The organism is Desulfuromonas svalbardensis, from assembly GCF_055389415.1.
In genome coordinates this window covers 1,515,302-1,541,375 of record NZ_AP042416.1, presented here as the reverse complement: position 1 = coordinate 1,541,375, position 26,074 = coordinate 1,515,302, and the positions used below count along the sequence as shown (strand labels likewise).

Sequence of the window (26,074 nt, the reverse complement as noted above, 5' to 3'; positions counted from 1 at the left end):
AAGTTGAGGGTTACAAAGTGATTGCGATTACTTCGAATAAAGTTCAACAATCAACTGTTCCTCGAACACAGGAGAAGTCAGTTCCTCACGTGCCGGCAACGTCTTGACAGTACCTTTAAACGCATCACGCTCAAGTTCCAACCAAGCAGGAATCCCACGACGCATAACACTATCAAGTGCTTCAGCGATCTTAACAACCTTACGACTCTTCTCGCGAACTTCAATCACATCACCAGTGCTTACAAGGTAAGATGGGATGTCGACCTTACGTCCATTGACCAAAAAGTGACCATGGCGGACAAAAAGCCTCGCTTCAGTGCGTGTTGAGGCAAGACCTAAACGGTAAACCATGTTATCCAAGCGACGCTCTAAAAGGATTAACATGTTATGTCCAGTAATTCCCTTCATGCTCTTAGATTTATCAAACACTCTACGGAACTGCTTCTCACTAAGACCGTAGCAAAAACGAACCTTTTGCTTTTCAATCAATTGGCGAGAGTAGTCTGAAGGCTTCCCCTTACGACCGGCACCATGCTCACCCGGAGGTGTTGGACGACGCTCTAATAAGCGGTCATACTTTGGGTTACCGAAAATATTAACACCAAGACGTCTTACAATTTTACCTTTAGGCGTGAAATTTTTTGCCATTTCTTTTTATCCTCTACTGTCTATCGTCAACCTGTCAGAAACTACCCTTAAACGCGACGGCGCTTGGGTGGACGACAGCCATTGTGGGGAATAGGTGTAACATCCTTGATCATTGTGACATTGAGACCTGCCGCTTGCAACGCACGCAGAGCAGACTCACGACCAGAACCAGGTCCCTTGACACACACCTCAATATTACGAAGTCCATGTTCTTGTGCCGCCTTTGCAGCTGTTTCTGCTGCGACTTGTGCGGCAAAAGGAGTACTCTTACGAGATCCTTTAAAACCTGAGCCACCAGAAGTTGCCCATGAGATAACATTACCACTAACATCAGCAATGGAAACGATCGTATTGTTAAAGGTTGCCTGAATATGAGCAACACCGTTAACAATATTCTTTTTAGTCTTATTTTTTCTTACGACTTTTTTACCTGGCTTAGCCATCGTTCCTCCAATTATTTCTTCTTACCAGCAACCGTCTTACGTGGGCCCTTACGGGTACGTGCGTTGGTTTTGGTCTTCTGCCCACGAACTGGCAATCCACGACGATGACGCAGACCACGGTAGCAGCCAAGATCCATCATACGCTTAATATTCATGGAAATTTCACGGCGCAAGTCGCCTTCCACTTTATAGTCAGCATCAAGAACCTTACGAATCTGAGCAATTTCTGATTCGGTTAAATCGTCTGAGCGGGTACTAAAATCTACACCAGCTTGAGACAGGATACGTTGAGCTGTCGAGCGACCAACACCATAAATATAGGTGAGCGCAACTTCAATACGTTTATTTTTCGGTAAGTCAATACCAGCAATACGAGCCAACTTAATACCCTCCCAGTTCTAACCCTGTCTCTGCTTATGTTTAGGGTTTTCGCAAATGACACGCAAAACACCCTTACGCTTAAGAATTTTGCATTTATCACAAATTGTTTTAACCGATGCACGAACTTTCATAACCAACCTCTGTAAAATACTTTAGTTACACCTCGAACTACAATTTTGTCAAAATTACGGCACCATTTTCTGTAACAGCAACCGAATGCTCAAAATGTGCTGAGGAGCAACCATCTTGAGTCACTGCAGTCCATCCATCTTCCAAAACCTTAACATGATGCGTCCCTGCATTTACCATAGGCTCAATAGCAAGAACCATCCCTGCTTTGAGTACTGGGCCAACCCCCGGCTTACCATAATTAGGTATCTGTGGGTCTTCATGCAGTGCACGACCAATTCCATGTCCAACAAATTCTCTAACAACCGAATATCCGGCTTCTTCAGCAACAGCTTGCACTGCAGCCGAAACATCTGACAAATGAACACCCGCTGCAACCGCTTCAATACCAGACATCAAAGAAGCTTTTGTTACATCCATCAAACGTTGACGTTGACTACTCACAACCCCTACGGGCAACGTCACCGCTGAGTCGCCATAAAAGCCATCATAGAGAACACCAAAATCTATACTTAGTATATCACCCTCAACCAAGGGTTTTTCAGTAGCAAAACCATGAACAACAACTTCGTTAGGTGATGCACATATCGCACAAGGAAAACCGCCGTAACCTTTAAAAGCAGGAACTGCATTTCGTTTCCGACATGCCTCCTCTGCCATCCGATCCAAATCTTTGGTCGTTACCCCTGGTACAACATACTGAGCTAACTCACTCAAGACTTCAGCGACCATTTGGCATGGCACTCGCATCCGTTCAATCTCGCGTGGCGTCTTAACTATGATCACACCGAAGCCCCAAGGATTGTAAGTACCGACTTGCCAACCTCATCAATTGGCAACATACCATCAACACAGGAAAGAGACCCGGCTTTACGGTAATATTCAACCAAAGGTAGTGTTTGATCATCATATACTGACATGCGGTTGCGAATAGTATCCTCGCAGTCGTCTTCACGCTGTATCAGTTTGCCACCACACGAGTCACAAACTCCTGACTCAAGGGGTGGTTCATACTGAAGATGATAGCCTGCTCCACATGCAGAACATGTTCTACGCCCCGCCAACCTGATAACCAGTGCTTCAATATCAACTTCAAGTGAAATCACAGAATCAATATCTTTACCCAGTGCAGCAAGCGTTTTAGTGAGAGAATCAGCCTGTGGCAGAGTGCGAGGAAAGCCGTCCAAAATAAAACCATCTTCGCAATCTGACTTAACAAGACGCTCTTCAACAATCCCAACTACTACTTCATCCGGAACTAAAGCACCAGAATCCATGAAAGACTTAGCCTTAACTCCCATAGGAGAGCAATCTTTAACAGCAGCGCGTAATATATCACCTGTTGAAATCTGTGGCACACCAAAGTACTCAACGAGCATCTTAGCCTGTGTACCTTTACCGGCACCAGGTGGTCCAAGCAAAATAAGCTTCATTACTTAATTCTCCACTAGCCGCGACGACCTTTGATCGTAGCGCCACGCATAAAACCTTCATAAGATCTTGAAATCAAGTGCGATTCAATCTGCGATGCCGTATCAAGCCCAACACCAACAACAATAAGCAAAGAGGTACCACCAAAGTAAAACGGCACATTAAATTGCCCAATAAGTAGAGTTGGGAGCACACATACAACCGAGACATATACTGCACCAGCGAAAGTAAGACGACTCAAGACAACATCGAGATAGTCAGACGTTGGCTTACCTGGCCTCACACCGGGGATATATCCACCTTGATTTTTAACATTTTCTGCAACATCAACAGGGTTAAACGTTACAGCTGTGTAGAAGTAACAGAAGAACACTATAAATGCAACAAAAAATACATTATATAACCAATGGCTCGGAGTCATCATCCCTGCCAACTGCTGAACCCACTCAACATCAACAAAGTTCGCGATAGTCGCTGGAAACATAATGATTGAACTGGCAAAGATCGGTGGAATAACACCACTCATGTTAATCTTCAATGGAAGGTGGCTTGACTGCCCACCATGGTTACGCATTCCAACAACACGTTTCGCATAATGAATTGGTACACGCCGCTGCGCACGCTCCATAAAGATGATTGCCATCACAACCACGACCATTGCTAAAAGCAAAAAAAGCATCGTCACAGGCGCCAAAGCACCCGTACGCAACAATCTAATTGAATTAACAATTGCAGATGGCATATTAGCTACAATGCCGGCAAAGATAATCAGGGAGATCCCATTACCAATCCCGCGCTCAGTAACTTGCTCGCCAATCCACATAATAAATGCAGTACCAGCAGTCAAAGTGATCACAGTTAAGATAATAAACGCAATCCCCTGATCTGGAACAACGGGATCACCAGCCGGCCCACGCATTGACTGTAGGCCAACGGCAATACCAGCACCCTGAACAACCGACAAAGCTATCGTGCCGTACCGAGTCCAGCGAGTAATGACCTTTCGGCCCTGCTCGCCTTCCTTCGACAGCCTCTCAACAGGTTCAAACACAACCGTCAATAACTGCAAGATAATTGATGCACTAATGTAAGGCATAATACCAAGCGCAAAGACAGTCATACGCTCTAACGCCCCGCCAGTAAAAGCACTGACCAGCCCCAGCAACGTACCCTGCGTGCCTTCAAAAAAGCTTGCCAAAACTTGACCATTCACGCCCGGTGTAGGCACATGACAACCAATGCGGTATACAGCAAGCATCATCAATGTAAACAGAATACGGTGGCGCAGTTCGGCAATGCCGAAAATATTTTGAAGACTTTTAAACAATTTTAAAGAACCTCAATAGTGCCGCCAACAGCTTCAATTTTCGCCGCTGCCGACTTGCTAAATTTATGTGCTTTAACTGTGACAGCCTTTGTCAACTCACCATCAGCCAGAATTTTGACACCATCACACACGGCCTTAATAAAGCCGGCATTGATCAGCATCTCTGGGTCGATAGAAGAACCAGCTTCAAACGTCTCTAAATCACGGAGATTAACTAACGCATAAACTTTTTTGTTTAACGAAGTAAATCCGCGCTTAGGCAAACGACGCTGAAGAGGCATTTGACCACCCTCAAACCCTGGCTTAACACCACCACCGGAACGAGAGTTTTGGCCTTTATGTCCACGCCCTGAAGTTTTACCTGTTCCAGAGCCAGCACCACGACCAATTCGCTTTCTATTTTTAACCGATCCCGCAGCGGGGCTTAAATTACTCAGATCCATCATCATTTATCCTATTTAGGCTTCAGTAACGACAACCATGTGACTAACCTTATTGATCATCCCACGAATCTCTGGCGTGTCCTGTAGAGAAACAGTCTTATGTAGTCTTGTAAGACCCAACCCCTTCAATACACGAGCAAAGTACTCTGGTCGGCCAATACCACTTTTCTTTAATGTAACTTTGATTTCGTTCGCCATTATCATCTCCAGAGTTCTAATCTTAAGCTTTAAGTCCGCGACGAGATCTGATCTCGTCAGGGCTTCTTAGTTGCCCAAGTGCATGCATCGTAGCTTTTACGACATTATGGGGATTGTTTGAGCCAAGGCATTTCGACAAGATGTCACCAACACCAGCAGCTTCAAGAACCGCACGAGTTGGACCACCAGCAATAACGCCAGTACCTTTAGAAGCAGGCTTCAACAATACACTACCAGCGCCGAACTTACCCAGAACATCATATGGAATTGAGCGATCTTCCAAGGGCACAGTAATCATGCTTTTCTTAGCCTTCTCAACCCCTTTACGGATTGCCTCAGGCACCTCTTTAGCTTTACCGTGACCAAAACCTACACGACCATTACCATCACCCACAACTACGAGTGCTGAAAAGCTAAAACGACGACCACCCTTAACAACCTTGGAACAACGGTTAATATGGATGACACGATCAATCATTTCTGTTTCATTTGGCTCATTGCGATGCAAAGGACCCTCCAATCTCATTAAAACTCAAGTCCGGCTTCACGCGCTGCATCAGCCAAGGCCTTAACACGGCCATGGTATACAAAACCATTACGATCAAAAACAACCTCTTTAATTTCTTTCTCGAGGGCCATTTTCGCAATAGCTGCACCAACCGCCTTAGCGGCTGAAATATTACCGGTATAATTAACACCTTCAGAAACACATTTACATTGTGTCGACGCAGAAACAAGAGAAGAGCCTGTTGCGTCTTCAATAATTTGCGCATAAATGTGCTTAGCACTACGGAAGACAGAAAGACGAGGCCTACTTGCCGTTCCAACTACCTTACGACGCACCCTTGCTTGCCGTCTCTTTCTTGCTTCCGCTCTTGATTTTACGCCAGCCACTTTATTTCTCCCGTATATAAATTAATTACTTACCAGTCTTACCAGCTTTACGCAAGATCCGCTCATCAGCATACTTGATCCCTTTGCCCTTGTAAGGCTCAGGCTCACGAAATGAACGAATTTTTGCAGCAGTAGCACCAACAAGTTCCTTGTCGATACCGCTAACTGTTAAACGGGTTTGCTTCTCTACTGCAACAGTAATACCTTCAGGCAGTGGATATTCAACAGGATGAGAAAAACCCAACGCCAAATTAAGCATTGAACCTTTGACATCTGCACGATAACCAACACCATTAATTTCAAGTACCTTTGAAAAGCCTTTTGTTACGCCATCAACCATGTTCGAGATCAAAGTACGATACAATCCCTGCATTGCTGTGTCGCGACGCACGCTTTCAATCGGTGCAACAAAAAGAGTATCAGCATCCATTGAAACCAAAACAGTCTCAGGAATACTTCTTGTCAAAGCGCCCTTAGGGCCCTTTACACTAACACAACCAGCGGCCAGATCAACAGTTACGCCCGCTGGAATTTGAATAGGTTTTTTACCAATTCTTGACATTGCCTACACTCCTTACTCTAATTACCAAACGGTGCAGATCAATTCGCCACCGATCTGGGCCTCACGTGCAGCAACATCAGACAACACACCACGAGACGTAGAAACAATCGCACAACCTAAGCCATTCTTGACCTTAGGAATATCACCATTACCTACATATAAGCGGCGTCCAGGTGTTGATTCACGCTTAATCTCGTGAATAACGTGAACGTTTTCATTATCAAACTTAAGGTAAATACGAAGAACACCCTGAACACCTTCATTGATGAACTTGTAATTCTTAATATAACCTTGCTCTTTTAATACTGAAGCTACAGCAATCTTTACCTTACTTGAAGGCATTTCTAACTTAAGATGCTTTGCCATTCCCGCATTACGTATGCGAGTCAGCATATCCGAAATAGGATCGGTCATTGCCATGGATCCATCTCCTTGTACGTTACCAACTAGATTTCAAAACGCCTGGAAGTTTACCTTCTAGTGCCAATTTACGCAAGCAAATCCGACACATGTTAAACTTCCGATAATAGGCGCGCGGACGACCACAGAGAGGACAGCGTGTATACTTCCTAACTTGAAATTTTTGCGTCCGAGCCGCTTTTGCTATCATTGATTTTTTTGCCAAAACTTCCTCCGATATCGCCTTATTATTTCCTGAACGGCATGCCAAACTCTGCTAACAGAGCACGACCTTCTTCATCAGTTGCCGCTGAGGTTACGATCGAGATATTCATTCCGCCGATTTTAGCGATTTCCTCTAAGTCAATCTCAGGGAAAATAATCTGCTCACGAACACCTAGCGTATAATTGCCACGACCATCAAACGCTTTAGGGGAAATACCCTTAAAGTCACGTACACGTGGTAGAGCAATATTAATTAAGCGATCGAGAAATTCATAAGCACGATCACGGCGCAATGTCACCATACAACCGATTGGCATATCCTCACGAAGCTTAAAGCCTGCAATAGACTTTTTAGCCTTTGTGATGACCGGCTTCTGTCCAGTAATCATACGGAGTTCTTCAACAGCAGACTCCAGCAGTTTAATATTCTGGATAGCCTCACCGATACCCATATTCACAACCACCTTTTCTACACGCGGTACCTGCATAACATTATCTAGCTGCAGGGACTTAAGTAAATTAGGTGCCAGCTCACTATTGTATCTTTCTTTTAACCTGGCCATTTAAATCTCCATTACCTATCGACAGTCTCGTTGCATTTTTTACAACTACGAACTCTTGTACCATCTTCTAGTGTGCGAAGACCAGTACGAGTTGGTTGATTGCAAGAACTACAAACGATCATGACATTAGAGGCCGCAATTGCAGCTTCTTTCTCTACGATTCCACCTTCTTGATTCTGACGAGAAGGCCGCGTGTGGCGCTTAACGATGTTCAGGTTCTCAACTGTTAGGCGGTTTTTGGTGAAAAAAACTTGAAGCACTTTACCTTGCTTCCCTTTTTCTTTACCAGCCATCACCTGAACAAGATCGCCTTTTTTGACATGAAACTTTTTTACAGCCATTTCTGATAATCTCCAGGCCGTATCAAAGCACCTCAGGTGCCAGAGATACGATTTTCATAAAACGCCGTGCACGCAATTCACGTGCTACAGGACCAAAGATACGAGTACCTACTGGCTCACCTGCGGCGTTGACGACAACAGCAGAATTCTTATCAAAGCGAATACGGGAACCATCTGGTCGCGTAACCTCTTTGGCGGTTCGAACAACAACCGCTCGAATAACATCACCTTTTTTTACTTTAGAATTGGGCATGGCCTCGCGGACAGAGCACACGATGATATCACCGAGTCCTGCATATTTCCTTTTTGAACCACCCAAAACCTTAATGCAGCAGAGTCTCCGAGCTCCGGAGTTATCGGCCACATCAAGTACGGTTTGCATCTGAATCATTATTGATCTCCCAGCCTACAGCGTATTATCAAGAATTTCACTGACACGCCAGCGTTTATCTCTTGACAGAGGACGCGCCTCTGAAATGAGAACTTTATCACCAACAACACATGTATTGTTCTCGTCATGTGCCTTATATTTTTCACTGCGCTTCAGATATTTCCCGTAAACAGGATGCTTTACAAGTTTATCTACTTTAACAACGACAGTTTTATCCATCTTATCACTGGTAACAAAACCTACCAGTTTCTTTTTATTACGAAGATCTGTTGCCATTTTGCTCACCTCAACACCTATTACGCTAGTTTCTGCTGCAGAACAGTCTTAACTCGAGCAATATCCTTCCGCAAACCAGAGATCTTAGCGGTATTCTCAAGATGCCCAGTGTGCAGTTGAAATTTCAAGTTAAAAAGTTCCTGACTCAACTCCAGAGATTTCCCCTCAAGCTCTTCTACGCTGAGGCCAACTAATTCTTTAGCAGTCATTAGAAGTCTCCTCTCTAGCTATAAACTTTGTAGGAATTGGCAACTTATGCGCCGCTAAACGAAATGCTTCACGTGCTATCGCTTCAGTAACACCATGCATTTCATAAAGAATCTGACCTGGCCTAATTACCGCAACCCAACTATCAGGTGACCCCTTACCTTTACCCATACGCGTCTCAGCTGCCTTACGAGTTAGGGACTTGGCAGGAAAACACCGGATCCAAATTTTACCACCACGTTTAATATACCGAGTCATTGCACGACGCGCTGACTCAATTTGCCGCGATGACAACCAGCCACGATTAGTTGCTTGAAGACCATAGTCACCGAAATTAATATCGGTGGCTCCCTTCGCAGCACCTTTCATGCGGCCCTTAAACTGCTTTCTATGCTTAACCTTCTTAGGCATTAACATAACTACATACTCCTATCCGACAAGACTATAGTTCTCGCGAAAGAACTTCACCCTTGAAGATGAGAACTTTAATACCAATAATGCCGTAAGTCGTTTTAGCCTCAGCAAAACCGTAGTCGATATCTGCACGAATTGTGTGCAAAGGAACACGGCCCTCACGATACCATTCTGTACGGCTCATTTCAGCACCACCAAGACGACCACTACACGTAATCTTAATGCCTTGAGCTCCAAAACGAAGAGACTGACCAACACTGCGTTTCATTGCACGACGGAAAGCAACACGACGCTCCAACTGCAATGCAACACCTTCTGCAACAAGTTGCGCGCACATTTCTGGCTTGCGAACTTCTTGAATGTTGAGAAAGATCTCTTTATCGGTGAGTTTGGCCAGCTCTACCTTGAGAGCCTCAACTTCCGAACCACGCTTCCCGATAATAATACCAGGACGCGCCGCGAAAATATTCAGCTTCATCTTACCTGCAGCACGCTCAATTTCAATCTTAGCGATACCGGCATGATAAAGCCGTTTTTTTAGATAATTACGCAGCTTAAGATCTTCATGCACAAATTGTGCATAATCCCCATCTGCATACCACTTTGACTCCCAGGTTCTAATAACACCCAGGCGAAAACCTATAGGATGAACTTTCTGGCCCAAACTATCACCTCCTTGATCGGCTAATGTTCGTCCAGTACAACCTGAACGTGACTTGTTGGTTTACGAATCTTACTTGCACGCCCCTGAGCACGTGGGATAAAACGCTTCAAGGCAGGACCTTGATCAACAGTTATCTCACGGACAAACATACTGTCAACATCAGAGACACCTTTTTGTTCAGCGTTTGCCACTGCAGACTTCACCAACTCTGCAACAATATCGGCAGGCTTTTGGGGTGAGAAACGTAAAATATTCAACGCATCTTGAACATTTTTACCACGTATCATGTCCACAACTAATCGTGCTTTTTGAGGTGACATGCGAACATATCTTAATTTCGCTTTTGCTTCCATGCTGGAACTCCGTTGCGATTATTTTCTCTTGGATTTCTTGTCAGATCCATGACCGTAATACGTACGGGTTGGAGCGAACTCACCAAGCTTGTGACCTACCATATTTTCAGATACATAGACTGGCAAAAACTTTTTACCGTTATGTACCGCAAAGGTATGTCCTACGAACTCGGGAATAATCGTGCTTCGGCGAGACCAGGTCTTAATAACCTTACTGGCCGTAGTACCACCATCCAAATCAACCTTACGTAACAAGCTATCCTGAACGTATGGTCCTTTTTTAATTGATCTAGCCACGATATTCTCCTCTACTTATTCCGACGCCGCACAATAAAACGATCAGTACGTTTATTGCTACGAGTTTTATATCCTTTGGTCGGAACACCCCACGGTGTCACTGGATGCCGTCCGCCTGAACTCTTACCTTCACCACCACCATGAGGGTGATCGACAGGGTTCATAACAACACCACGAGACTGAGGACGTTTGCCCAACCATCTGTTACGACCAGCTTTACCAATCTTGATATTTTCATGATCAGTATTGCCTACTTGACCGATTGTTGCACAGCACTCTTGCAGTACGAGACGCACTTCGCCTGATGGTAACCGCAACTGGGCATAACGACCCTCTTTTGCAGCTATCATTGCATAGGCACCAGCACTACGAGCCAACTGACCACCCTTACCAGCCTTTAGTTCTACATTATGAATCCAAGTCCCCAAAGGAATTGATCGGATCATCATTGCATTACCTGGTTGGATATCTGCTGTTTCGCTTGCAATAACCTCAGTACCAACGGTTAATCCTACTGGTGCAAGGATATAACGCTTCTCACCGTCGGCGTAATTAAGCAATGCAATACGAGAAGATCGATTAGGGTCATACTCTACAGAAACCACACGTGCTGGAATCTCTTTTTTCTCACGCCTAAAATCAATTACCCGGTATTTACGCTTGTGTCCACCGCCTGTGTGTCGCTTGGTTATTCGCCCGTTATTATTACGTCCACCAGACTTTTTCAAAGGTTCCAAAAGTGACTTTTCCGGTGTCGCTGTTGTAACCTCCTCGAAAGTTGAGGCGGTCATGTGACGGCGCCCCGGCGAGGTCGGCTTAAACTTTTTGATCGCCATTATTCTAACTCCGTATCTCTAAGACTGTAATCACACACCAAAGAAGTCGATGTTACTACCTTCAGCGAGAGTCACATATGCTTTTTTGCGATTTGGCCTCTTACCAAACTGCTTGCCAACACGCTTCACTTTACCCGCAACAATCATGGTGTTAACATCTTCTACCTTAACGTCGAAAGCTTTTTCTACAGCCTGCTTTATCTCGATCTTGTTTGCGTCCTTAGCCACTTCAAACACGACAACGCGTCCTTCTTCTTTCTGCATTGCAGTTTTTTCGGTAACCAGAGGCTTCTTTATTACTTGATGTAAAGGTTTCATTACGCCAATGCTCCTTCCAGTTGATCAACAGCACCTTCTGTCAGAACTAAATTGGAGTACTTCATAACGTCATAGACGTTAACACCTTCAGCACGAACAACTTTGATCTTATACAGGTTTCTTGCAGATAATTCAACCTCTGGACATGCAGAACCAATAACTACTAAAGCATTATCCATGTCAAACGTATCAAATACCTGTTTAAAGTTCTTTGTGCTAATCGCATCAAGTTGCAAATCTGACAAAACAGTCAATTTTTCAGCCTGAAAACGGGCAGACAATGCTGAGCACAGTGCCAATTTTTTAACCTTGCGATTAAGCTTAAAGCTGTAATCGCGTGGGCTTGGGCCAAATGCACAACCACCACCAACATGATTCGGTGCTGAAACTGTACCCTGACGTGCATTACCAGTACCTTTTTGCTTAAATGGTTTCTTACCACCACCGGCAACAGCACTACGGTTTTTCGTAGCTGCCGTACCTTGACGACGAGCCGCCATCTGGTAGCGAACCATATCATGAACCAAATATTTCTTCACTTCTGTGTCGAAAATTGCATCTGAAAGCTCACGCTCAGACACTTGGTTCTTTTCCATATCGTAAACTGTTACCTTTGCCATCTTACTTCTCCCGTATCACCACTGGGCCCGACTTATGCCTTAACGGCCTTGTGGATTGAGACCAGTCCATTCTTAGGGCCCGGTACTGCGCCCTTGATGAGAATCAAATTTTGGTCTGCACGAACGGCAACAACTTCAAGATTTTGAACTGTTACGCGTTCATTACCCATCTGGCCTGCCATTTTCTTGCCTTTAAAAACATGAGCAGGCGTAGCACTACAACCAATCGAACCAGGGCCACGGTGAAATGTAGAACCGTGAGTAGAGCGACCACCGGAGAAATTCCAGCGCTTAATTACCCCCTGAAACCCCTTACCTTTACTTGTACCAGAGACATCTACAACATCACCGACAGCAAACACATCAGAACAAACAATTTCTGAACCCACTTCACAGCCTTCAATGTCGCCATCCATCTCACGAAGATGAGCAAAAACACCCTTCCCCGCTTTCTTAAAATGACCCATCTCTGGCTTGTTAATGCGGTGTGCTTTCTGTGCTCCAAAGCCAAGTTGAACTGAACTATAACCATCAGTCTCAGTGACTTTCTTCTGCACAACCGTACACGGCCCAGCTTCAACAACAGTTACCGGGATGCGCATACCGTTCTCGGTAAATATCTGGGTCATACCCAGTTTTTTTCCCAGAATTCCGTTTACCATCATACTATCCTTATCAAAAGCTATTCGAACCTAGAGCTTAATTTCAACGAAGACACCAGCTGACAAATCTAACTTCATCAACGCATCTACCGTTTGCTGTGTAGGATCCAATATATCTACGAGACGCTTATGAGTACGAATCTCAAATTGCTCACGACTTGTCTTATTTACATGGGGACCACGCAACACACAGTACTTATTAATTACTGTAGGTAGCGGGATAGGACCCGCCAAGTGGGACCCAGTCCGTTTCACCGTATCGACAATTTCATTGACTGCCATATCAAGCAGCTTATGATCATACGCCTTCAGGCGAATTCTTATTTTCTGACTGGACATTTTCTAACCTCGATTACTCAATAATTTCACTAACGACACCGGCACCAACAGTACGACCACCTTCACGAATCGCGAAGCGCAGCTCTTTATCCATAGCAATTGGTGTGATCATATCTACAGTCATGGCGATATTGTCACCAGGCATTACCATCTCAACGCCTTCTGGCAATTCTACGATTCCTGTTACGTCTGTTGTGCGGAAGTAGAACTGTGGACGATACCCTTTAAAGAATGGAGTGTGACGACCGCCCTCTTCTTTTGTTAGGATATAGGCCTCTGCCTTAAAGCGTGTGTGAGGCTTAATGCTGCCTGGGTGCGACAATACTTGCCCGCGCTCAATGTCTTCACGTTTAACACCACGAAGGAGTACGCCAACGTTGTCGCCCGCTTGACCTTGATCAAGTAGCTTACGGAACATCTCGACACCCGTTACGGTTGTCTTAGCTGTTTCCTTCATACCAACGATTTCGATCTCTTCACCAACTTTAACAATACCGCGCTCGATACGACCTGTTGCAACAGTACCACGACCAGAGATTGAGAACACGTCCTCAACTGGCATCAAGAATGGAAGATTAACTGCACGCTCAGGCTCAGGAATATAAGCATCAACAGCAGCCATCAAATCGTGAATGGGTTGCTCATCAGCCTCACCTGTTGCACACTGGAGAGCCTTAAGAGCAGAACCTGGAATGACAGGGAGGTCGTCGCCGGGGAAGTCATAAGCGGACAACAGCTCACGAATCTCCATCTCAACCAGCTCCATCAACTCTTCATCATCAACCATGTCTGCTTTATTCAAGAAAACAACGATCGCAGGAACACCAACCTGACGGGCAAGCAAAATGTGCTCACGAGTCTGAGGCATGGGACCATCTGCTGCTGAACATACAAGAATTGCTCCGTCCATCTGAGCCGCACCGGTAATCATGTTCTTTACATAGTCAGCGTGACCGGGGCAATCAACGTGTGCATAGTGACGAGCCGCTGTTTCATACTCGACGTGAGCTGTTGCGATGGTAATACCACGCTCGCGCTCTTCTGGTGCATTGTCAATTTGGTCAAATGCGCGCATCTCTGCTTGACCCAGACCAGCCATTACTTTTGTAATTGCTGCAGTCAGTGTGGTCTTACCATGGTCAACGTGGCCAATTGTACCAATGTTGACATGGGGTTTTGTTCTTTCAAATTTTTCCTTTGCCATGACTTTACTCCTTAGCCCTTAACTTTTGCGATAATTTCTTCAGAAATCGCCTTAGGTACCTGCTCGTAATGATCAAATACCATTGTGTAGTTCGCACGACCCTGAGTTGCACTTCGCAAATCTGTCGCATATCCAAACATACTAGATAGAGGCACATGCGCACCAATCACCTGAGCACCACCACGAGATTCCATACCCTGAATCTTGCCGCGACGACTATTCAAGTCACCAATTACGTCACCCATGTACTCTTCAGGAACAACCACTTCAACTGACATCATCGGCTCAAGCAGAGCGGGACCAGCCTTGGCTGCACCCTCTTTAAAGCCCAGTGAACCAGCAATTTTAAATGCCATCTCGTTTGAGTCAACATCATGATAAGAACCGTCATAGACAGTTACCTTAACATCGACGATTGGGAACCCTGCAAGCACACCGTTCTGAGATGCTTCTTCAGCACCCTTGCCGACAGCACTAATATACTCGCGAGGAATCGCACCGCCCTTGATCGCATCAACAAACTCAAAACCATCACCCGGCTCCGAAGGCTCAATACGCAACCAACAGTCACCATACTGACCACGGCCACCAGACTGACGAACAAACTTACCCTGAACCTCGACCTTACGTGTAATGGACTCACGGTAAGCAACCTGAGGCGCGCCAATGTTTGCTTCAACACTAAACTCACGCTTCATACGGTCAATAATAACTTCAAGGTGGAGCTCGCCCATACCCGACAAGATCGTCTGACCAGTTTCCTCATCAGAACGAACGCGAAGAGAAGGATCCTCAGCCAAAAGTTTACCAAGAGCCGTACCCATTTTCTCTTGATCACTTTTAGTCTTAGGCTCAACAGCAATATGAATAACTGGCTCAGGAAATTCCATAGCTTCCAGCAGACATTCGTCATCAAGAGCACAAAGAGTATCACCGGTGGTACTATACTTAAGACCGACCGCAGCCGCAATATCACCAGCGTAAACTTCCTTAATCTCTTCTCGCTTATTGGCGTGCATCTTAAGAATACGACCCAAGCGCTCTTTTTTGCCTTTGGTCGAATTCAGAACAAACGATCCGGCCTGAGCAACACCTGAATAAACACGGAAGAAAGTAAGTTGACCAACAAAAGGGTCTGTCATGATTTTGAAAGCAAGAGCAGCAAAAGAACCTGCGTCATCGGCAGGACGGGTAATATCATTACCCTTAGGATCGACACCCTCGATTGCTGGAACATCGGTAGGACAGGGCATGTAATCAACAACGGCATCAAGCAAATGCTGAACACCTTTGTTTTTAAATGCACTACCACATAGGACAGGATTAATATGAAGGCCAATCGTCGCACGACGAATGCTCGCCTTCAATTCGTCAACAGTAATCTCTTCACCACCGAGGTATTTTTCCATCAAATCATCATCGTGAGACGACAACTCATCCAACATCGCTTCGCGCGCTTCCGCAACCGCTTCAACCATGTCAGCAGGAATTTCAACTTCGTCAAATTTAGCCCCGAGAGACTCATCGTCCCAAACAAAAGCCGTCATTTTAACAAGGTCGACAACACCCTTAAAGTAATCTTCCTTACCAATAGGAAGTTGAAGCGCGACAGGGTTTGCACCCAAACGGTCACGCATCATATCAACACCATTTTGAAAGTCAGCACCAGTACGGTCCATCTTATTAACAAAAGCAAGACGAGGTACACCGTACTTATCAGCTTGACGCCAAACAGTCTCAGACTGAGGCTCAACGCCACCAACAGAACAGAACACAGCAACAGCACCATCAAGCACGCGCAAAGAGCGCTCTACTTCAATAGTAAAGTCGACATGACCAGGGGTATCAATTATATTTACTCGGTAATCGTTCCAGAAACAGGTTGTTGCAGCTGAGGTAATAGTAATTCCGCGCTCTTGCTCCTGCTCCATCCAGTCCATTGTGGCTGCGCCATCATGAACTTCACCGATCTTGTGAGACACACCTGTATAGTACAGAATACGCTCAGTTGTTGTCGTTTTACCCGCATCAATATGTGCCATGATGCCAATATTACGTGTCTTAGATAGAGATACATTACGTGCCACAGCTCAACATCCTCCAAACAACAAACTACAAGTTACCAACGGTAATGAGCAAAGGCCTTATTCGCCTCAGCCATACGATGAGTATCTTCCTTCTTCTTCACAGACGCACCGCGATTATTCGCTGCATCCAGAAGCTCGGCTGCCAAACGCTCACACATGGTCTTCTCACCACGGCCACGTGACGCTGTTAATACCCAACGGATCACGAGTGCATTTCGACGGTCAGGACGGACCTCAATGGGAACCTGATAAGTTGAACCACCAACACGGCGAGACTTAACCTCAAGAAGTGGGCGAATATTCTCGAACGCCTTCTTGAACACCTCAACAGCATCCTCACCACTTCTCTCGACAACTAAGTCAAACGCACCATAAACAATCTTTTCAGCAACACTTTTCTTGCCACCGATCATAAGGTTGTTAACGAACTTTGTCACTAACTTGTCGTTGTACTTCGGATCAGCTAATACGATCCGCTTTGCGACTTCTCTTCTTCTTGGCATAACTGGACTACCCCATCATTAACGAAAATTTTACTTAGGACGCTTAACACCATACTTCGAACGACCCTGCATACGACCCTGAACACCGGCCAAATCCAAAGTACCACGAACGATATGATAACGAACACCAGGTAAATCCTTCACACGACCACCACGAACAAGAACAACAGAGTGCTCCTGCAAGTTGTGACCAACACCTGGTATATACGAAGTGACAACGATGCCATTTGTAAGACGGACACGAGCGACCTTCCTCAAAGCAGAGTTTGGCTTCTTGGGTGTCGTAGTATATACACGCGTACATACTCCACGGCGCTGCGGATTCGACTTTAGTGCAGGCGCGGTTGACTTCCGCTCTTTTTTCTTGCGTCCCTTACGGACCAACTGATTGATTGTCGGCATTTACTTACTCCCGAAATTACTATTCACAGAATTGAAAGAACAAGTTTCCCGTCAGGGAAACCAGCGAACAATAACAACTGCCTCGACACTTGTCAAGGCAGTTGTACGAAAAAACAAACTTTTTATTTACTGCATTAACTTTCTGCCGTAACTGGTTCTACATCCGCTGCATCTGCAACCTCAGTAGACTCTACAACGCCTTGCTCAGCAAGCTGCTCTGACTCAGCAACCAGCAGCTTAGCACTGCGATACTTAACGATCCCTGTTCCTGCGGGGATCAAACGGCCCATAATTACATTTTCCTTCAAACCACGAAGGTGATCGACTTTGCCCTCAATTGATGCCTGAGTCAAGACTTTTGTTGTTTCTTGGAACGATGCAGCCGAAATAAATGACTCAGTAGACAATGAAGCCTTGGTAATACCAAGCATAACTGGCTCACCGATGGCCGGTTGACCATCCAGATCAAAGATGCGCTCATTTTCGTTTTCAAAATCAATACGAGAAACTTGATCATCGATAAGGAAATGAGTATCACCAACTTCAAGAATTCTGACTCTTCGAAGCATCTGACGAACAATTGTCTCAATATGCTTATCGTTGATAGCAACACCCTGGAGACGATAAACCTCTTGAACCTCATCAACCAAGTACTTAGCTAATTCCTTTTCACCCAATACACGTAAAATGTCGTGTGGATTACGAGGACCATCCATCAGCGGCTCACCAGCTTGTACAATATCACCTTCATGTACACTGATATGCTTGCCTTTAGGGATCAAAAACTCCATTGGCTCGCCAAACTCTGGTGTGACAACAACCTTACGCTTACCTTTTGAATCCTTACCAAACGTAACAATACCATCAATTTCGGTCAAGACCGCAAATTCCTTTGGCTTACGTGCTTCAAACAGTTCCGCAACGCGTGGCAAGCCTCCAGTAATATCTTTGGTCTTAGTCGTTTCACGAGGAATCTTAGCTAAAACGTCACCGGCAAGAACTTCTGTACCCTCAGGAGCAATAATATTTGCACCAACTGGAAGCATATATCTTGCAGGAAGCCCCGTAGGCAGCTTAACAGAGCGACCCTCTTCATCTTTCATGACAATTCTTGGTCGTTTGTCCGTAAGCTTTGTTTCAATAATAACCTTACGTGACAATCCGGTTACATCATCAACTTTTTCATCCATAGTAACGCCGATAAGGACATCACTAAAGCCTACTTGACCAGATACCTCAGTCAAAATTGGCATGGTGTAAGGGTCCCACTCCGCCAACAACATTCCAGCAGTAACAGGTGCACCATCGCCAACAGTTATTCGTGAACCATAAACCAGTGCATGGCGCTCGCGCTCACGACCGGTTTCGTCAACGATAACGATTTCACCATTACGACTCATAACGACGTAATGCCCATCACGGTCGATAACCGTTTTCAAATTGACAAACTGCAAGTCCCCATCAAACCGTGCCTCAAGGGATGTCTGTTCAGCACGACGCGATGCAGTACCACCGATATGGAAAGTACGCATTGTAAGCTGCGTACCCGGCTCACCGATTGATTGTGCAGCAATAACACCAACAGCTTCACCGAGATTAACCATATGACCACGAGCAAGATCACGTCCATAACAGGTCGCACAAATACCGTGCTTACTCTTACACGTTAATACGGAACGAATCTGCAGTTTTTCTATCCCTGCTTGCTCAATTTGAGCAACCAGCGTTTCTGTAATCTCTTGGTTGGCAGGTACAATTAACTCGCCCGTCATCGGATCACAAACATCTTCAAGAGCAGTACGACCTAAAATACGGTCGCCAAGCGACTCAATAACCTCACCACCCTCAGTGAGTGAATTAACCATAATACCATCAATGGTTTCACAATCACGTTCAGTAATGATGGCATCTTGAGCAACATCAACAAGACGACGGGTCAAGTAACCAGAGTTCGCCGTCTTAAGCGCGGTATCGGCCAAACCTTTACGCGCACCATGAGTCGAAATAAAATACTGAAGTACCGTTAAACCCTCACGGAAGTTCGCGGTAATCGGTGTTTCAATAATTTCACCTGAAGGCTTTGCCATCAAACCACGCATACCTGCCAACTGACGAATCTGTTGCGCACTACCTCGAGCCCCAGAGTCAGCCATCATATGGATCGCATTAAATGATGCAGACTCTATTTTTTCACCCGATTCAGAGATAAACTCATCAACAGATAAATCACCAAGCATAGTGCCAGCAATATCTTCAGTACATTTCGCCCAGATATCAATGACTTTGTTGTAGCGCTCACCATCAGTAATTAAACCTTCGGTATACTGACTTTGAATCTCCTTAACCTCAGAGAGGGCCGTGTCAATATATTCAGGCTTACTTTCAGGAACGACCATATTATCGAGGCAAATTGAAATCCCAGCCAATGTTGAGAAGCGATAACCTGTCTGTTTGAGCTTGTCAGCCAAGATAACCGTTTCCTTATTACCAACAAGACGGAAACTTGCATCAATCAGTTCACCAACCTGCTTTTTAGTCATGACTTTGTTGATATAGTCGAAGGGGATCCCAGCAGGGACAGCCTCACGCAACAAAACACGACCTACAGAGGTTTCAGTTAACACAGCCTCTTCGCAATCGGTACGCTTGATCCTAACCTTAATTCCAGCCTGCAAGTCAACAGCACCAGAATCATAAGCAATTTGAACTTCATCTGAAGAGGAGAAGATCTTACCTGAACCTTCAACAAATGGACGAATTCTCGTCATGTAATAGATGCCCAAGATCATATCCTGTGAAGGTACAATAATTGGCTTGCCATTTGCTGGAGACAAGATGTTGTTGGTCGACATCATCAACACTCGTGCTTCAATTTGACTCTCTATTGACAGAGGTAAATGAACCGCCATCTGGTCACCGTCAAAGTCAGCATTAAATGCAGCACAAACCAAAGGGTGCAACTGAATCGCCTTACCCTCAACAAGAACAGGCTCAAACGCCTGAATACCTAAACGGTGCAAAGTTGGTGCCCGGTTCAGCATAACAGGATGCTCTTTAATGACCTCTTCAAGAACGTCCCATACTTCGGGCTTCTCTTTTTCAACTAATTTCTTAGCACTCTTAATCGTCGTGCAAAAACCACGCTCTTCAAGTTTATTGTAAATAAAAGGCTTAAACAGCTCAACGGCCATCTTCTTTGGCAAGCCACACTGATGAAGCTTAAGCTCAGGACCAACAACAATGACTGAACGACCTGAATAGTCAACACGCTTACCAAGAAGGTTTTGACGGAAACGACCGCCTTTACCCTTGAGCATATCTGACATGGATTTTAACGGGCGCTTATTGGGCCCTGTAATTGCACGACCACGACGACCATTGTCAAATAAAGCATCAACCGCTTCTTGCAACATCCGTTTTTCGTTACGGATAATAACATCTGGAGCACGCAATTCCATCAAGCGCTTCAAGCGGTTGTTACGATTAATAACACGACGATACAAATCATTTAAATCTGAGGTTGCAAAACGTCCACCATCGAGAGGAACCAATGGTCGTAACTCTGGTGGCAGCACTGGGATAACTTCAAGAATCATCCACTCTGGGCGGTTACCACTACGCATGAATGCATTGACAACCTTAAGTCGTTTAGCAACCTTCTTGCGCTTCGCCTCACTGGCTGACTCACGCATCTCGACACGAAGGACTTCGGCAATCTCTTCAAGCTCAAGGGCCGAAAGAAGTTCACGAACAGCCTCAGCACCCATGCTTGCGGTAAACTGGCCAGCAAACTCATCCATCAACTCGCGATATTTATCTTCCGAAAGAATTGCACCATTTTCAAGCGGTGCGTCCCCTTTATCAAGGACAACATAAGCTTCAAAATAAAGTACTTTTTCAAGTTCCTTCAGGGTCATATCAAGAAGCGTTGCAATACGAGAAGGCAAAGACTTCAAGAACCAAATATGCGCAACAGGGCAAGCCAGATCGATATGAGCAAGACGCTCACGGCGAACCTTACTAGGGATAACCTCTACACCACATTTTTCGCAGACGATACCACGGTGCTTCATCCGCTTGTATTTGCCACAATTGCACTCGTAATCTTTTACAGGTCCAAAGATTTTCGCACAAAACAGACCATCACGCTCGGGTTTAAACGTGCGATAATTAATGGTCTCCGGCTTCTTGACTTCACCAAAAGATCGCTCCCTTATTGCCTCGGGTGAAGACAATGATAGTCGAATTTTATCGAAACTCAATGGATCTTTTGGACGTTCAAATAGGCTAAAAATATCTTCCAAAACACATCTCCTTAGGGGATGGCAGGTTTATTCGTTTTCCTGAAGCTCAACATCTAGACAAAGTGCTTGAAGTTCCTTAATCAGAACATTAAACGACTCAGGCAAGCCTGCTTCTAACGTATGGCGCCCTTTAACAATGGCTTCATACATCCGCGTACGACCAGCAACATCATCCGACTTAACCGTTAAGAATTCTTGCAATGCGTGCGCTGCACCATATGCTTCCATAGCCCAGACTTCCATCTCACCCAAACGCTGACCACCAAATTGAGCTTTACCACCCAATGGCTGCTGCGTAACAAGGCTATAAGGACCAATACTCCGTGCATGAATCTTATCATCGACCAAGTGATGCAATTTCAACATATACATAATGCCGACGGTAACTTGCTCTTTAAAAGCCTCGCCAGTTTTACCATTATATAATGTAAGTTGACCTGATGTTGGATAGCCAGAGCGGCTGATCTGCCTTTTAATTTCTGCTTCGTTGACTCCCTCAAAAACAGGAGAAGCCATCGGCACACCTGGAGCTAACCGTTTTGCCAGCTTCATCACATCAGTGTCAGGTAACCCATCTAAAAATGGGTTCAACTCTTCATTTTCATAAACATCTTTAATCTTATCACGAACTTCATTTATTTCATGCTGACGATTTAACACTTCCTGAATTTGATTCCCTAGTCCGCGCGCAGCAAGTCCTAAGTGAATCTCTAGGATCTGTCCGACGTTCATCCGTGAAGGGACACCCAATGGATTCAACACAATCTCGACAGGAGTACCGTCTGCAGTATATGGCATATCTTCTTCGGGCAGAATTCTTGACAAAACACCCTTGTTGCCATGTCGTCCAGCCATCTTATCACCAACGGACAATTTCCGTTTAATGGCGATATAGATTTTGACCATCTTAATCACGCCGGGCTGCAAATCGTCGCCGCGCTTAATTTTATCTATTTTGTCCGCAAAGAAACGCTTAATTAACTCTTCACGCTCTCCAAGACGCTGCGTAATTTCCGCAACGCGCTCTTCAATTGCTTCACCATCTACAAGAGACAATTCACTCCAGCGTTTCATAGAAAGTGCAGATAATGTTTCAGCGTTAAGCTCAGAATTTTTCTTAATCACAACGGCATCATCATCAGAGATGGACGCTGCAACGGTATAACCAGACAATAGTTCAATTAGCTTATTGCGGGCTGATTCACGAATAATTCGAATCTCATCGTTCTGATCCTTAATGAGCTTATCAATCTCTTGTTGCTCAATTTTTTCAGTACGTGCGTCCTTATCAGACCCCTTACGTGAGAAAACACGCGCTCCGATAACAACACCTTCGACACCTGGAGAAACACGCAAAGAAGTATCTCTTACATCTCCAGCTTTCTCACCGAAAATAGCCCGAAGAAGTTTTTCCTCTGGCGAGAGTTGCGTCTCACCTTTAGGGGTGATTTTACCAACGAGAATATCACCCGGCTTAACTTCTGCACCAATACGGATAATTCCACTCTCATCTAAATCCTTGAGAGCATCATCTCCGAGATTAGGAATATCATCAGTAATTTCTTCTTTACCTAACTTTGTGTCACGCGCCACACATTCAAATTCTTCAACATGGATGGAGGTGTAACGATCTTCTTTGACCAACTTTTCAGAGATTAAGATCGAGTCCTCAAAGTTGTAACCTTCCCAAGGCATAAATGCGACTAAAACATTTTGCCCCAAACCAAGCTCACCCCATTGAGTTGACGGGCCATCAGCAATAATCGCCCCACTCTTTATATGATCTCCAACTTCAACAATTGGCTTTTGATTTAAACAGGTGTTTTGGTTCGAACGGATAAACTTGATCAGGTTATAAATATCAACACCTGTACCCATTTCATCCTCTTGCCCTTCATCAATACGGACAACAATCCGGCTCGCATCAACAGCTTCTACAACACCATCATGACGAGCGACAACTGCAGCACCTGAGTCATGAGCAACGGTACGCTCCATCCCAGTTCCAACCAATGGTGCATCAGCACGCAATAGCGGCACAGCTTGGCGCTGCATATTGGAACCCATCAACGCACGGTTCGCATCATCATTTTCTAAGAATGGAATAAGCGAAGCAGCGACAGATACAAGTTGTTTTGGTGATACGTCCATGAGCTGAATTTCATCACGATTAAGCATCATGAATTCACCCGACTGACGAGCATTAATCACTTCATTTACAAAGCGACCATCGTCATCCAAAACAGCATTGGCCTGAGCAATAGCATGGCCCTCTTCTTCAAGAGCCGAGAAATACTTAATCTCACTAGTCACACAACCATCATTGACAAGACGGTACGGTGTCTCAACAAAACCGTGCTCGTTTATCCGTGCATATGTTGACAACGAAGCGATCAGACCAATATTTGGTCCCTCTGGAGTTTCAATGGGACATACGCGACCATAATGAGTCGGATGAACGTCACGCACCTCAAAACCAGCTCGTTCACGCGTCAAACCACCGGGTCCGAGTGCGGACAGGCGACGCTTATGAGTAATTTCAGACAAAGGGTTCGTCTGATCCATGAACTGCGAAAGCTGAGACGAACCAAAGAACTCTTTAACCACTGCAGAAACAGGCTTAGAGTTGATCAGATCATGAGGCATCAGGCTATCAACCTCTTGCAGACTCATTCTCTCCTTTATCGCTCGCTCCATTCGTACCAAACCAACACGATACTGATTCTCGAGCAACTCACCAACCGCACGCACACGACGATTGCCAAGGTGATCAATATCATCAATCGTACCGCGACCGCTACGTAACTCAATTAAGTAACGAACAACTTCAAGGATATCCTCTTTTGTGAGCGTTCTATGCTCAAGCGGAATATCCAAATCTAGCTTATAGTTCAACTTTAATCGACCAACGACAGATAGATCGTAACGCTCAGGGTTGAAGAATAAACCTTCAAAAAGAGATGTAGCACTACGCACGGTTGGTGGATCACCAGGACGAAGACGCCGATAGATCTCAATCATTCCCTCTTCTGGAGTGGTCACAGAATCCTGAACTAACGTATCACGGAAGTATGAACCAACATGGACACTGTCGATAAAGAGAGTCTCTACTGAAGTGATCCCTTTTTCTCGTAAAATTTCAAGTGTTGCTTCAGTGATTTCCTGATTACACGCAACTAGAATTTCACCGGTTTCCATATCGATAATATCAGAAGCAACAACTTTACCAATCACCTCGGTTTCAGAGATCATGATTGTCTCTAAACCGCTGTCGGCAATCTTGCGAATTGCTGCTTTAGTAAACTTACGATTAGCCTTTACCAGAACTTCGCCTGCTGCATCAACAACATCTAAAACAGCACGCTGTCCTGTCAAAAGTTTCAGATTGACCTTTTTTGAATAAACACCATCAGCAAGTTGCAATTCTTCAACGTCATAGTAGTACCTGAGTAGCTCCTCAGCACTATATCCGAGAGCTTGAAGCAAAACTGTCGCGGGCAACTTACGCCGCCTGTCGATGCGAACATAAAGTAGATCTTTATGGTCAAAGTCAAAATCTAACCATGAACCACGGTAAGGAATCACACGAGCACTGTAAAGAAGCTTACCGCTTGAGTGAGTTTTACCTTTATCGTGATCATAAAATACGCCCGGCGAACGATGTAATTGACTTACAATAACACGCTCAGTGCCGTTGATAACAAACGTACCATTTTTCGTCATCAGAGGAATTTCACCGAAGTAAACTTCCTGCTGCTTAATATCACGAATCGATTGGACACCAGTATCTTTGTCAACATCCCATGATACTAGGCGCACCCGCACCTTCACCGGTGCAGCAAATGTCATACCGCGTTGGTGACACTCCTCAACATCATATTTGGGAGTTTCCAACATATAAGAAACATATTCAAGCGAACAGGTTTCACTGAAATCCTTTATCGGGAACACAGAACGAAACACTGCCTCTAAACCGACATCTTGACGCGCGGTTGCAGGCAACTCGGCTTGAAGAAATCGCTTATATGAATTTTTCTGAATATCGATAAGGTTAGGCATATCGATGACACGTTTGATTTCAGAAAAATGTTTGCGTAATAACGGGTTATTCGCAATCGAATAAGCCATGGTCACTCCTTAAGACATAAGAAAAGAACGTAGAACAGCCAAGGCCGTAGAAACGACCTTGGCTTATAGCAGAATTATCGAAATA

The 26,074-nt window shown here is 45.0% G+C and carries 34 protein-coding genes; all 34 read right to left on the bottom strand.

Annotated elements, in window-relative coordinates; all coding sequences use genetic code 11:
* Nucleotides 1–27 precede the first annotated feature (27 nt).
* Complete coding sequence (rpsD, locus tag ACZ5KY_RS06935) at nucleotides 28–648, bottom strand: 30S ribosomal protein S4 (RefSeq protein WP_464243166.1); 621 nt, start codon at nucleotides 646–648, stop codon at nucleotides 28–30.
* A 47-nt stretch (nucleotides 649–695) separates the two neighbouring features.
* A complete protein-coding gene (gene rpsK, locus ACZ5KY_RS06930; RefSeq protein ID WP_464243165.1) occupies nucleotides 696–1,091 on the bottom strand; it encodes a 30S ribosomal protein S11 in 396 nt (131 codons plus the stop codon).
* 11 nt (nucleotides 1,092–1,102) lie between these two features.
* A complete protein-coding gene (gene rpsM / locus ACZ5KY_RS06925) occupies nucleotides 1,103–1,471 on the bottom strand; it encodes a 30S ribosomal protein S13 (protein WP_464243164.1) in 369 nt (122 codons plus the stop codon).
* An 18-nt stretch (nucleotides 1,472–1,489) separates the two neighbouring features.
* The gene (gene rpmJ / locus ACZ5KY_RS06920; RefSeq protein ID WP_464243163.1) at nucleotides 1,490–1,603 is read right to left on the bottom strand and encodes a 50S ribosomal protein L36; all 114 of its coding nucleotides are present in this window, start codon (nucleotides 1,601–1,603) and stop codon (nucleotides 1,490–1,492) included.
* 37 nt (nucleotides 1,604–1,640) lie between these two features.
* On the bottom strand, nucleotides 1,641–2,387 hold the full coding sequence (map, locus tag ACZ5KY_RS06915; protein ID WP_464243162.1) for a type I methionyl aminopeptidase: 747 nt from the start codon (nucleotides 2,385–2,387) through the stop codon (nucleotides 1,641–1,643).
* Nucleotides 2,384–3,034: an adenylate kinase gene (locus tag ACZ5KY_RS06910; protein ID WP_464243161.1), complete on the bottom strand. Its 651-nt coding sequence runs from the start codon at nucleotides 3,032–3,034 to the stop codon at nucleotides 2,384–2,386. The genes map and ACZ5KY_RS06910 overlap by 4 nt, the downstream gene beginning before the upstream one ends.
* A 14-nt stretch (nucleotides 3,035–3,048) precedes the next feature.
* Nucleotides 3,049–4,359 carry a preprotein translocase subunit SecY gene (secY, locus tag ACZ5KY_RS06905; RefSeq protein WP_464243160.1) on the bottom strand — a complete coding sequence of 437 codons (1,311 nt, stop codon included), beginning with the start codon at nucleotides 4,357–4,359 and terminating at the stop codon, nucleotides 3,049–3,051.
* 2 nt (nucleotides 4,360–4,361) lie between these two features.
* The gene (gene rplO / locus ACZ5KY_RS06900; protein ID WP_464244644.1) at nucleotides 4,362–4,802 is read right to left on the bottom strand and encodes a 50S ribosomal protein L15; all 441 of its coding nucleotides are present in this window, start codon (nucleotides 4,800–4,802) and stop codon (nucleotides 4,362–4,364) included.
* 15 nt (nucleotides 4,803–4,817) lie between these two features.
* Nucleotides 4,818–5,000: a 50S ribosomal protein L30 gene (rpmD, locus tag ACZ5KY_RS06895; RefSeq protein ID WP_464243159.1), complete on the bottom strand. Its 183-nt coding sequence runs from the start codon at nucleotides 4,998–5,000 to the stop codon at nucleotides 4,818–4,820.
* 22 nt (nucleotides 5,001–5,022) lie between these two features.
* On the bottom strand, nucleotides 5,023–5,526 hold the full coding sequence (rpsE, locus tag ACZ5KY_RS06890; protein ID WP_464243158.1) for a 30S ribosomal protein S5: 504 nt from the start codon (nucleotides 5,524–5,526) through the stop codon (nucleotides 5,023–5,025).
* Nucleotides 5,526–5,894, bottom strand: a complete 369-nt coding sequence (gene rplR, locus ACZ5KY_RS06885; protein ID WP_464243157.1) for a 50S ribosomal protein L18 — start codon at nucleotides 5,892–5,894, stop codon at nucleotides 5,526–5,528. The genes rpsE and rplR overlap by 1 nt, the downstream gene beginning before the upstream one ends.
* A gap of 25 nt (nucleotides 5,895–5,919) precedes the next feature.
* A complete protein-coding gene (rplF, locus tag ACZ5KY_RS06880; protein ID WP_464243156.1) occupies nucleotides 5,920–6,456 on the bottom strand; it encodes a 50S ribosomal protein L6 in 537 nt (178 codons plus the stop codon).
* Nucleotides 6,457–6,477: 21 nt separating this feature from the next.
* Nucleotides 6,478–6,876 (bottom strand): 30S ribosomal protein S8, encoded by a 399-nt coding sequence (gene rpsH / locus ACZ5KY_RS06875; protein WP_464243155.1) that lies wholly within the window; start codon nucleotides 6,874–6,876, stop codon nucleotides 6,478–6,480.
* A 19-nt stretch (nucleotides 6,877–6,895) separates the two neighbouring features.
* On the bottom strand, nucleotides 6,896–7,081 hold the full coding sequence (locus ACZ5KY_RS06870) for a type Z 30S ribosomal protein S14 (RefSeq protein WP_464243154.1): 186 nt from the start codon (nucleotides 7,079–7,081) through the stop codon (nucleotides 6,896–6,898).
* Nucleotides 7,082–7,103: 22 nt separating this feature from the next.
* Entirely contained in the window at nucleotides 7,104–7,643 is a 540-nt protein-coding gene (rplE, locus tag ACZ5KY_RS06865; RefSeq protein ID WP_464243153.1) for a 50S ribosomal protein L5, read from the bottom strand.
* Between the two features lie 11 nt (nucleotides 7,644–7,654).
* Entirely contained in the window at nucleotides 7,655–7,984 is a 330-nt protein-coding gene (gene rplX, locus ACZ5KY_RS06860; RefSeq protein WP_464243152.1) for a 50S ribosomal protein L24, read from the bottom strand.
* A gap of 22 nt (nucleotides 7,985–8,006) precedes the next feature.
* Nucleotides 8,007–8,375 carry a 50S ribosomal protein L14 gene (rplN, locus tag ACZ5KY_RS06855; RefSeq protein ID WP_464243151.1) on the bottom strand — a complete coding sequence of 123 codons (369 nt, stop codon included), beginning with the start codon at nucleotides 8,373–8,375 and terminating at the stop codon, nucleotides 8,007–8,009.
* 15 nt (nucleotides 8,376–8,390) lie between these two features.
* A complete protein-coding gene (rpsQ, locus tag ACZ5KY_RS06850; RefSeq protein WP_464243150.1) occupies nucleotides 8,391–8,651 on the bottom strand; it encodes a 30S ribosomal protein S17 in 261 nt (86 codons plus the stop codon).
* Nucleotides 8,652–8,671: 20 nt separating this feature from the next.
* A complete protein-coding gene (gene rpmC / locus ACZ5KY_RS06845; RefSeq protein WP_464243149.1) occupies nucleotides 8,672–8,860 on the bottom strand; it encodes a 50S ribosomal protein L29 in 189 nt (62 codons plus the stop codon).
* Nucleotides 8,850–9,275: a 50S ribosomal protein L16 gene (gene rplP / locus ACZ5KY_RS06840; RefSeq protein WP_464243148.1), complete on the bottom strand. Its 426-nt coding sequence runs from the start codon at nucleotides 9,273–9,275 to the stop codon at nucleotides 8,850–8,852. Before rplP ends, rpmC begins: the two co-directional genes overlap by 11 nt.
* Nucleotides 9,276–9,300: 25 nt before the next feature.
* Nucleotides 9,301–9,936, bottom strand: a complete 636-nt coding sequence (rpsC, locus tag ACZ5KY_RS06835; protein WP_464243147.1) for a 30S ribosomal protein S3 — start codon at nucleotides 9,934–9,936, stop codon at nucleotides 9,301–9,303.
* 20 nt (nucleotides 9,937–9,956) lie between these two features.
* Complete coding sequence (gene rplV, locus ACZ5KY_RS06830; protein WP_464243146.1) at nucleotides 9,957–10,289, bottom strand: 50S ribosomal protein L22; 333 nt, start codon at nucleotides 10,287–10,289, stop codon at nucleotides 9,957–9,959.
* A gap of 18 nt (nucleotides 10,290–10,307) precedes the next feature.
* Nucleotides 10,308–10,586 (bottom strand): 30S ribosomal protein S19, encoded by a 279-nt coding sequence (gene rpsS, locus ACZ5KY_RS06825; protein ID WP_464243145.1) that lies wholly within the window; start codon nucleotides 10,584–10,586, stop codon nucleotides 10,308–10,310.
* A gap of 11 nt (nucleotides 10,587–10,597) precedes the next feature.
* Nucleotides 10,598–11,422 (bottom strand): 50S ribosomal protein L2, encoded by an 825-nt coding sequence (gene rplB, locus ACZ5KY_RS06820; protein ID WP_464243144.1) that lies wholly within the window; start codon nucleotides 11,420–11,422, stop codon nucleotides 10,598–10,600.
* 30 nt (nucleotides 11,423–11,452) lie between these two features.
* Entirely contained in the window at nucleotides 11,453–11,740 is a 288-nt protein-coding gene (locus ACZ5KY_RS06815) for a 50S ribosomal protein L23 (RefSeq protein WP_464243143.1), read from the bottom strand.
* Nucleotides 11,740–12,360, bottom strand: a complete 621-nt coding sequence (gene rplD, locus ACZ5KY_RS06810) for a 50S ribosomal protein L4 (protein WP_464243142.1) — start codon at nucleotides 12,358–12,360, stop codon at nucleotides 11,740–11,742. The genes ACZ5KY_RS06815 and rplD overlap by 1 nt, the downstream gene beginning before the upstream one ends.
* A gap of 32 nt (nucleotides 12,361–12,392) precedes the next feature.
* Nucleotides 12,393–13,022 carry a 50S ribosomal protein L3 gene (gene rplC / locus ACZ5KY_RS06805; RefSeq protein WP_464244643.1) on the bottom strand — a complete coding sequence of 210 codons (630 nt, stop codon included), beginning with the start codon at nucleotides 13,020–13,022 and terminating at the stop codon, nucleotides 12,393–12,395.
* 30 nt (nucleotides 13,023–13,052) lie between these two features.
* A complete protein-coding gene (rpsJ, locus tag ACZ5KY_RS06800; RefSeq protein ID WP_464243141.1) occupies nucleotides 13,053–13,361 on the bottom strand; it encodes a 30S ribosomal protein S10 in 309 nt (102 codons plus the stop codon).
* A 13-nt stretch (nucleotides 13,362–13,374) separates the two neighbouring features.
* A complete protein-coding gene (gene tuf / locus ACZ5KY_RS06795; protein ID WP_464243128.1) occupies nucleotides 13,375–14,565 on the bottom strand; it encodes an elongation factor Tu in 1,191 nt (396 codons plus the stop codon).
* An 11-nt stretch (nucleotides 14,566–14,576) separates the two neighbouring features.
* Entirely contained in the window at nucleotides 14,577–16,652 is a 2,076-nt protein-coding gene (gene fusA / locus ACZ5KY_RS06790) for an elongation factor G (protein WP_464243140.1), read from the bottom strand.
* A 32-nt stretch (nucleotides 16,653–16,684) separates the two neighbouring features.
* Entirely contained in the window at nucleotides 16,685–17,155 is a 471-nt protein-coding gene (rpsG, locus tag ACZ5KY_RS06785) for a 30S ribosomal protein S7 (RefSeq protein ID WP_464243139.1), read from the bottom strand.
* 30 nt (nucleotides 17,156–17,185) lie between these two features.
* Nucleotides 17,186–17,557, bottom strand: a complete 372-nt coding sequence (gene rpsL, locus ACZ5KY_RS06780; protein ID WP_464243138.1) for a 30S ribosomal protein S12 — start codon at nucleotides 17,555–17,557, stop codon at nucleotides 17,186–17,188.
* A 134-nt stretch (nucleotides 17,558–17,691) separates the two neighbouring features.
* Nucleotides 17,692–21,861: a DNA-directed RNA polymerase subunit beta' gene (rpoC, locus tag ACZ5KY_RS06775; protein WP_464243137.1), complete on the bottom strand. Its 4,170-nt coding sequence runs from the start codon at nucleotides 21,859–21,861 to the stop codon at nucleotides 17,692–17,694.
* A gap of 27 nt (nucleotides 21,862–21,888) precedes the next feature.
* A complete protein-coding gene (rpoB, locus tag ACZ5KY_RS06770; protein ID WP_464243136.1) occupies nucleotides 21,889–25,989 on the bottom strand; it encodes a DNA-directed RNA polymerase subunit beta in 4,101 nt (1,366 codons plus the stop codon).
* Nucleotides 25,990–26,074: the final 85 nt, after the last annotated feature.

Coding starts and splice junctions, on each gene's coding strand:
- rpsD (WP_464243166.1), bottom strand. CDS start 648: ATGGCAAAAAATTTCACGCCTAAAGGTAAAATTGTAAGACGTCTTGGT.
- rpsK (WP_464243165.1), bottom strand. CDS start 1,091: ATGGCTAAGCCAGGTAAAAAAGTCGTAAGAAAAAATAAGACTAAAAAG.
- rpmJ (WP_464243163.1), bottom strand. CDS start 1,603: ATGAAAGTTCGTGCATCGGTTAAAACAATTTGTGATAAATGCAAAATT.
- ACZ5KY_RS06910 (WP_464243161.1), bottom strand. CDS start 3,034: ATGAAGCTTATTTTGCTTGGACCACCTGGTGCCGGTAAAGGTACACAG.
- rplO (WP_464244644.1), bottom strand. CDS start 4,802: ATGGATCTGAGTAATTTAAGCCCCGCTGCGGGATCGGTTAAAAATAGA.
- rpmD (WP_464243159.1), bottom strand. CDS start 5,000: ATGGCGAACGAAATCAAAGTTACATTAAAGAAAAGTGGTATTGGCCGA.
- rpsE (WP_464243158.1), bottom strand. CDS start 5,526: ATGAGATTGGAGGGTCCTTTGCATCGCAATGAGCCAAATGAAACAGAA.
- rplF (WP_464243156.1), bottom strand. CDS start 6,456: ATGTCAAGAATTGGTAAAAAACCTATTCAAATTCCAGCGGGCGTAACT.
- rpsH (WP_464243155.1), bottom strand. CDS start 6,876: ATGGCAATGACCGATCCTATTTCGGATATGCTGACTCGCATACGTAAT.
- rplE (WP_464243153.1), bottom strand. CDS start 7,643: ATGGCCAGGTTAAAAGAAAGATACAATAGTGAGCTGGCACCTAATTTA.
- rplX (WP_464243152.1), bottom strand. CDS start 7,984: ATGGCTGTAAAAAAGTTTCATGTCAAAAAAGGCGATCTTGTTCAGGTG.
- rplN (WP_464243151.1), bottom strand. CDS start 8,375: ATGATTCAGATGCAAACCGTACTTGATGTGGCCGATAACTCCGGAGCT.
- rpsQ (WP_464243150.1), bottom strand. CDS start 8,651: ATGGCAACAGATCTTCGTAATAAAAAGAAACTGGTAGGTTTTGTTACC.
- rpmC (WP_464243149.1), bottom strand. CDS start 8,860: ATGACTGCTAAAGAATTAGTTGGCCTCAGCGTAGAAGAGCTTGAGGGG.
- rplP (WP_464243148.1), bottom strand. CDS start 9,275: ATGTTAATGCCTAAGAAGGTTAAGCATAGAAAGCAGTTTAAGGGCCGC.
- rplV (WP_464243146.1), bottom strand. CDS start 10,289: ATGGAAGCAAAAGCGAAATTAAGATATGTTCGCATGTCACCTCAAAAA.
- rplB (WP_464243144.1), bottom strand. CDS start 11,422: ATGGCGATCAAAAAGTTTAAGCCGACCTCGCCGGGGCGCCGTCACATG.
- ACZ5KY_RS06815 (WP_464243143.1), bottom strand. CDS start 11,740: ATGAAACCTTTACATCAAGTAATAAAGAAGCCTCTGGTTACCGAAAAA.
- rplD (WP_464243142.1), bottom strand. CDS start 12,360: ATGGCAAAGGTAACAGTTTACGATATGGAAAAGAACCAAGTGTCTGAG.
- rplC (WP_464244643.1), bottom strand. CDS start 13,022: ATGGTAAACGGAATTCTGGGAAAAAAACTGGGTATGACCCAGATATTT.
- rpsJ (WP_464243141.1), bottom strand. CDS start 13,361: ATGTCCAGTCAGAAAATAAGAATTCGCCTGAAGGCGTATGATCATAAG.
- tuf (WP_464243128.1), bottom strand. CDS start 14,565: ATGGCAAAGGAAAAATTTGAAAGAACAAAACCCCATGTCAACATTGGT.
- rpsG (WP_464243139.1), bottom strand. CDS start 17,155: ATGCCAAGAAGAAGAGAAGTCGCAAAGCGGATCGTATTAGCTGATCCG.
- rpsL (WP_464243138.1), bottom strand. CDS start 17,557: ATGCCGACAATCAATCAGTTGGTCCGTAAGGGACGCAAGAAAAAAGAG.
- rpoB (WP_464243136.1), bottom strand. CDS start 25,989: ATGGCTTATTCGATTGCGAATAACCCGTTATTACGCAAACATTTTTCT.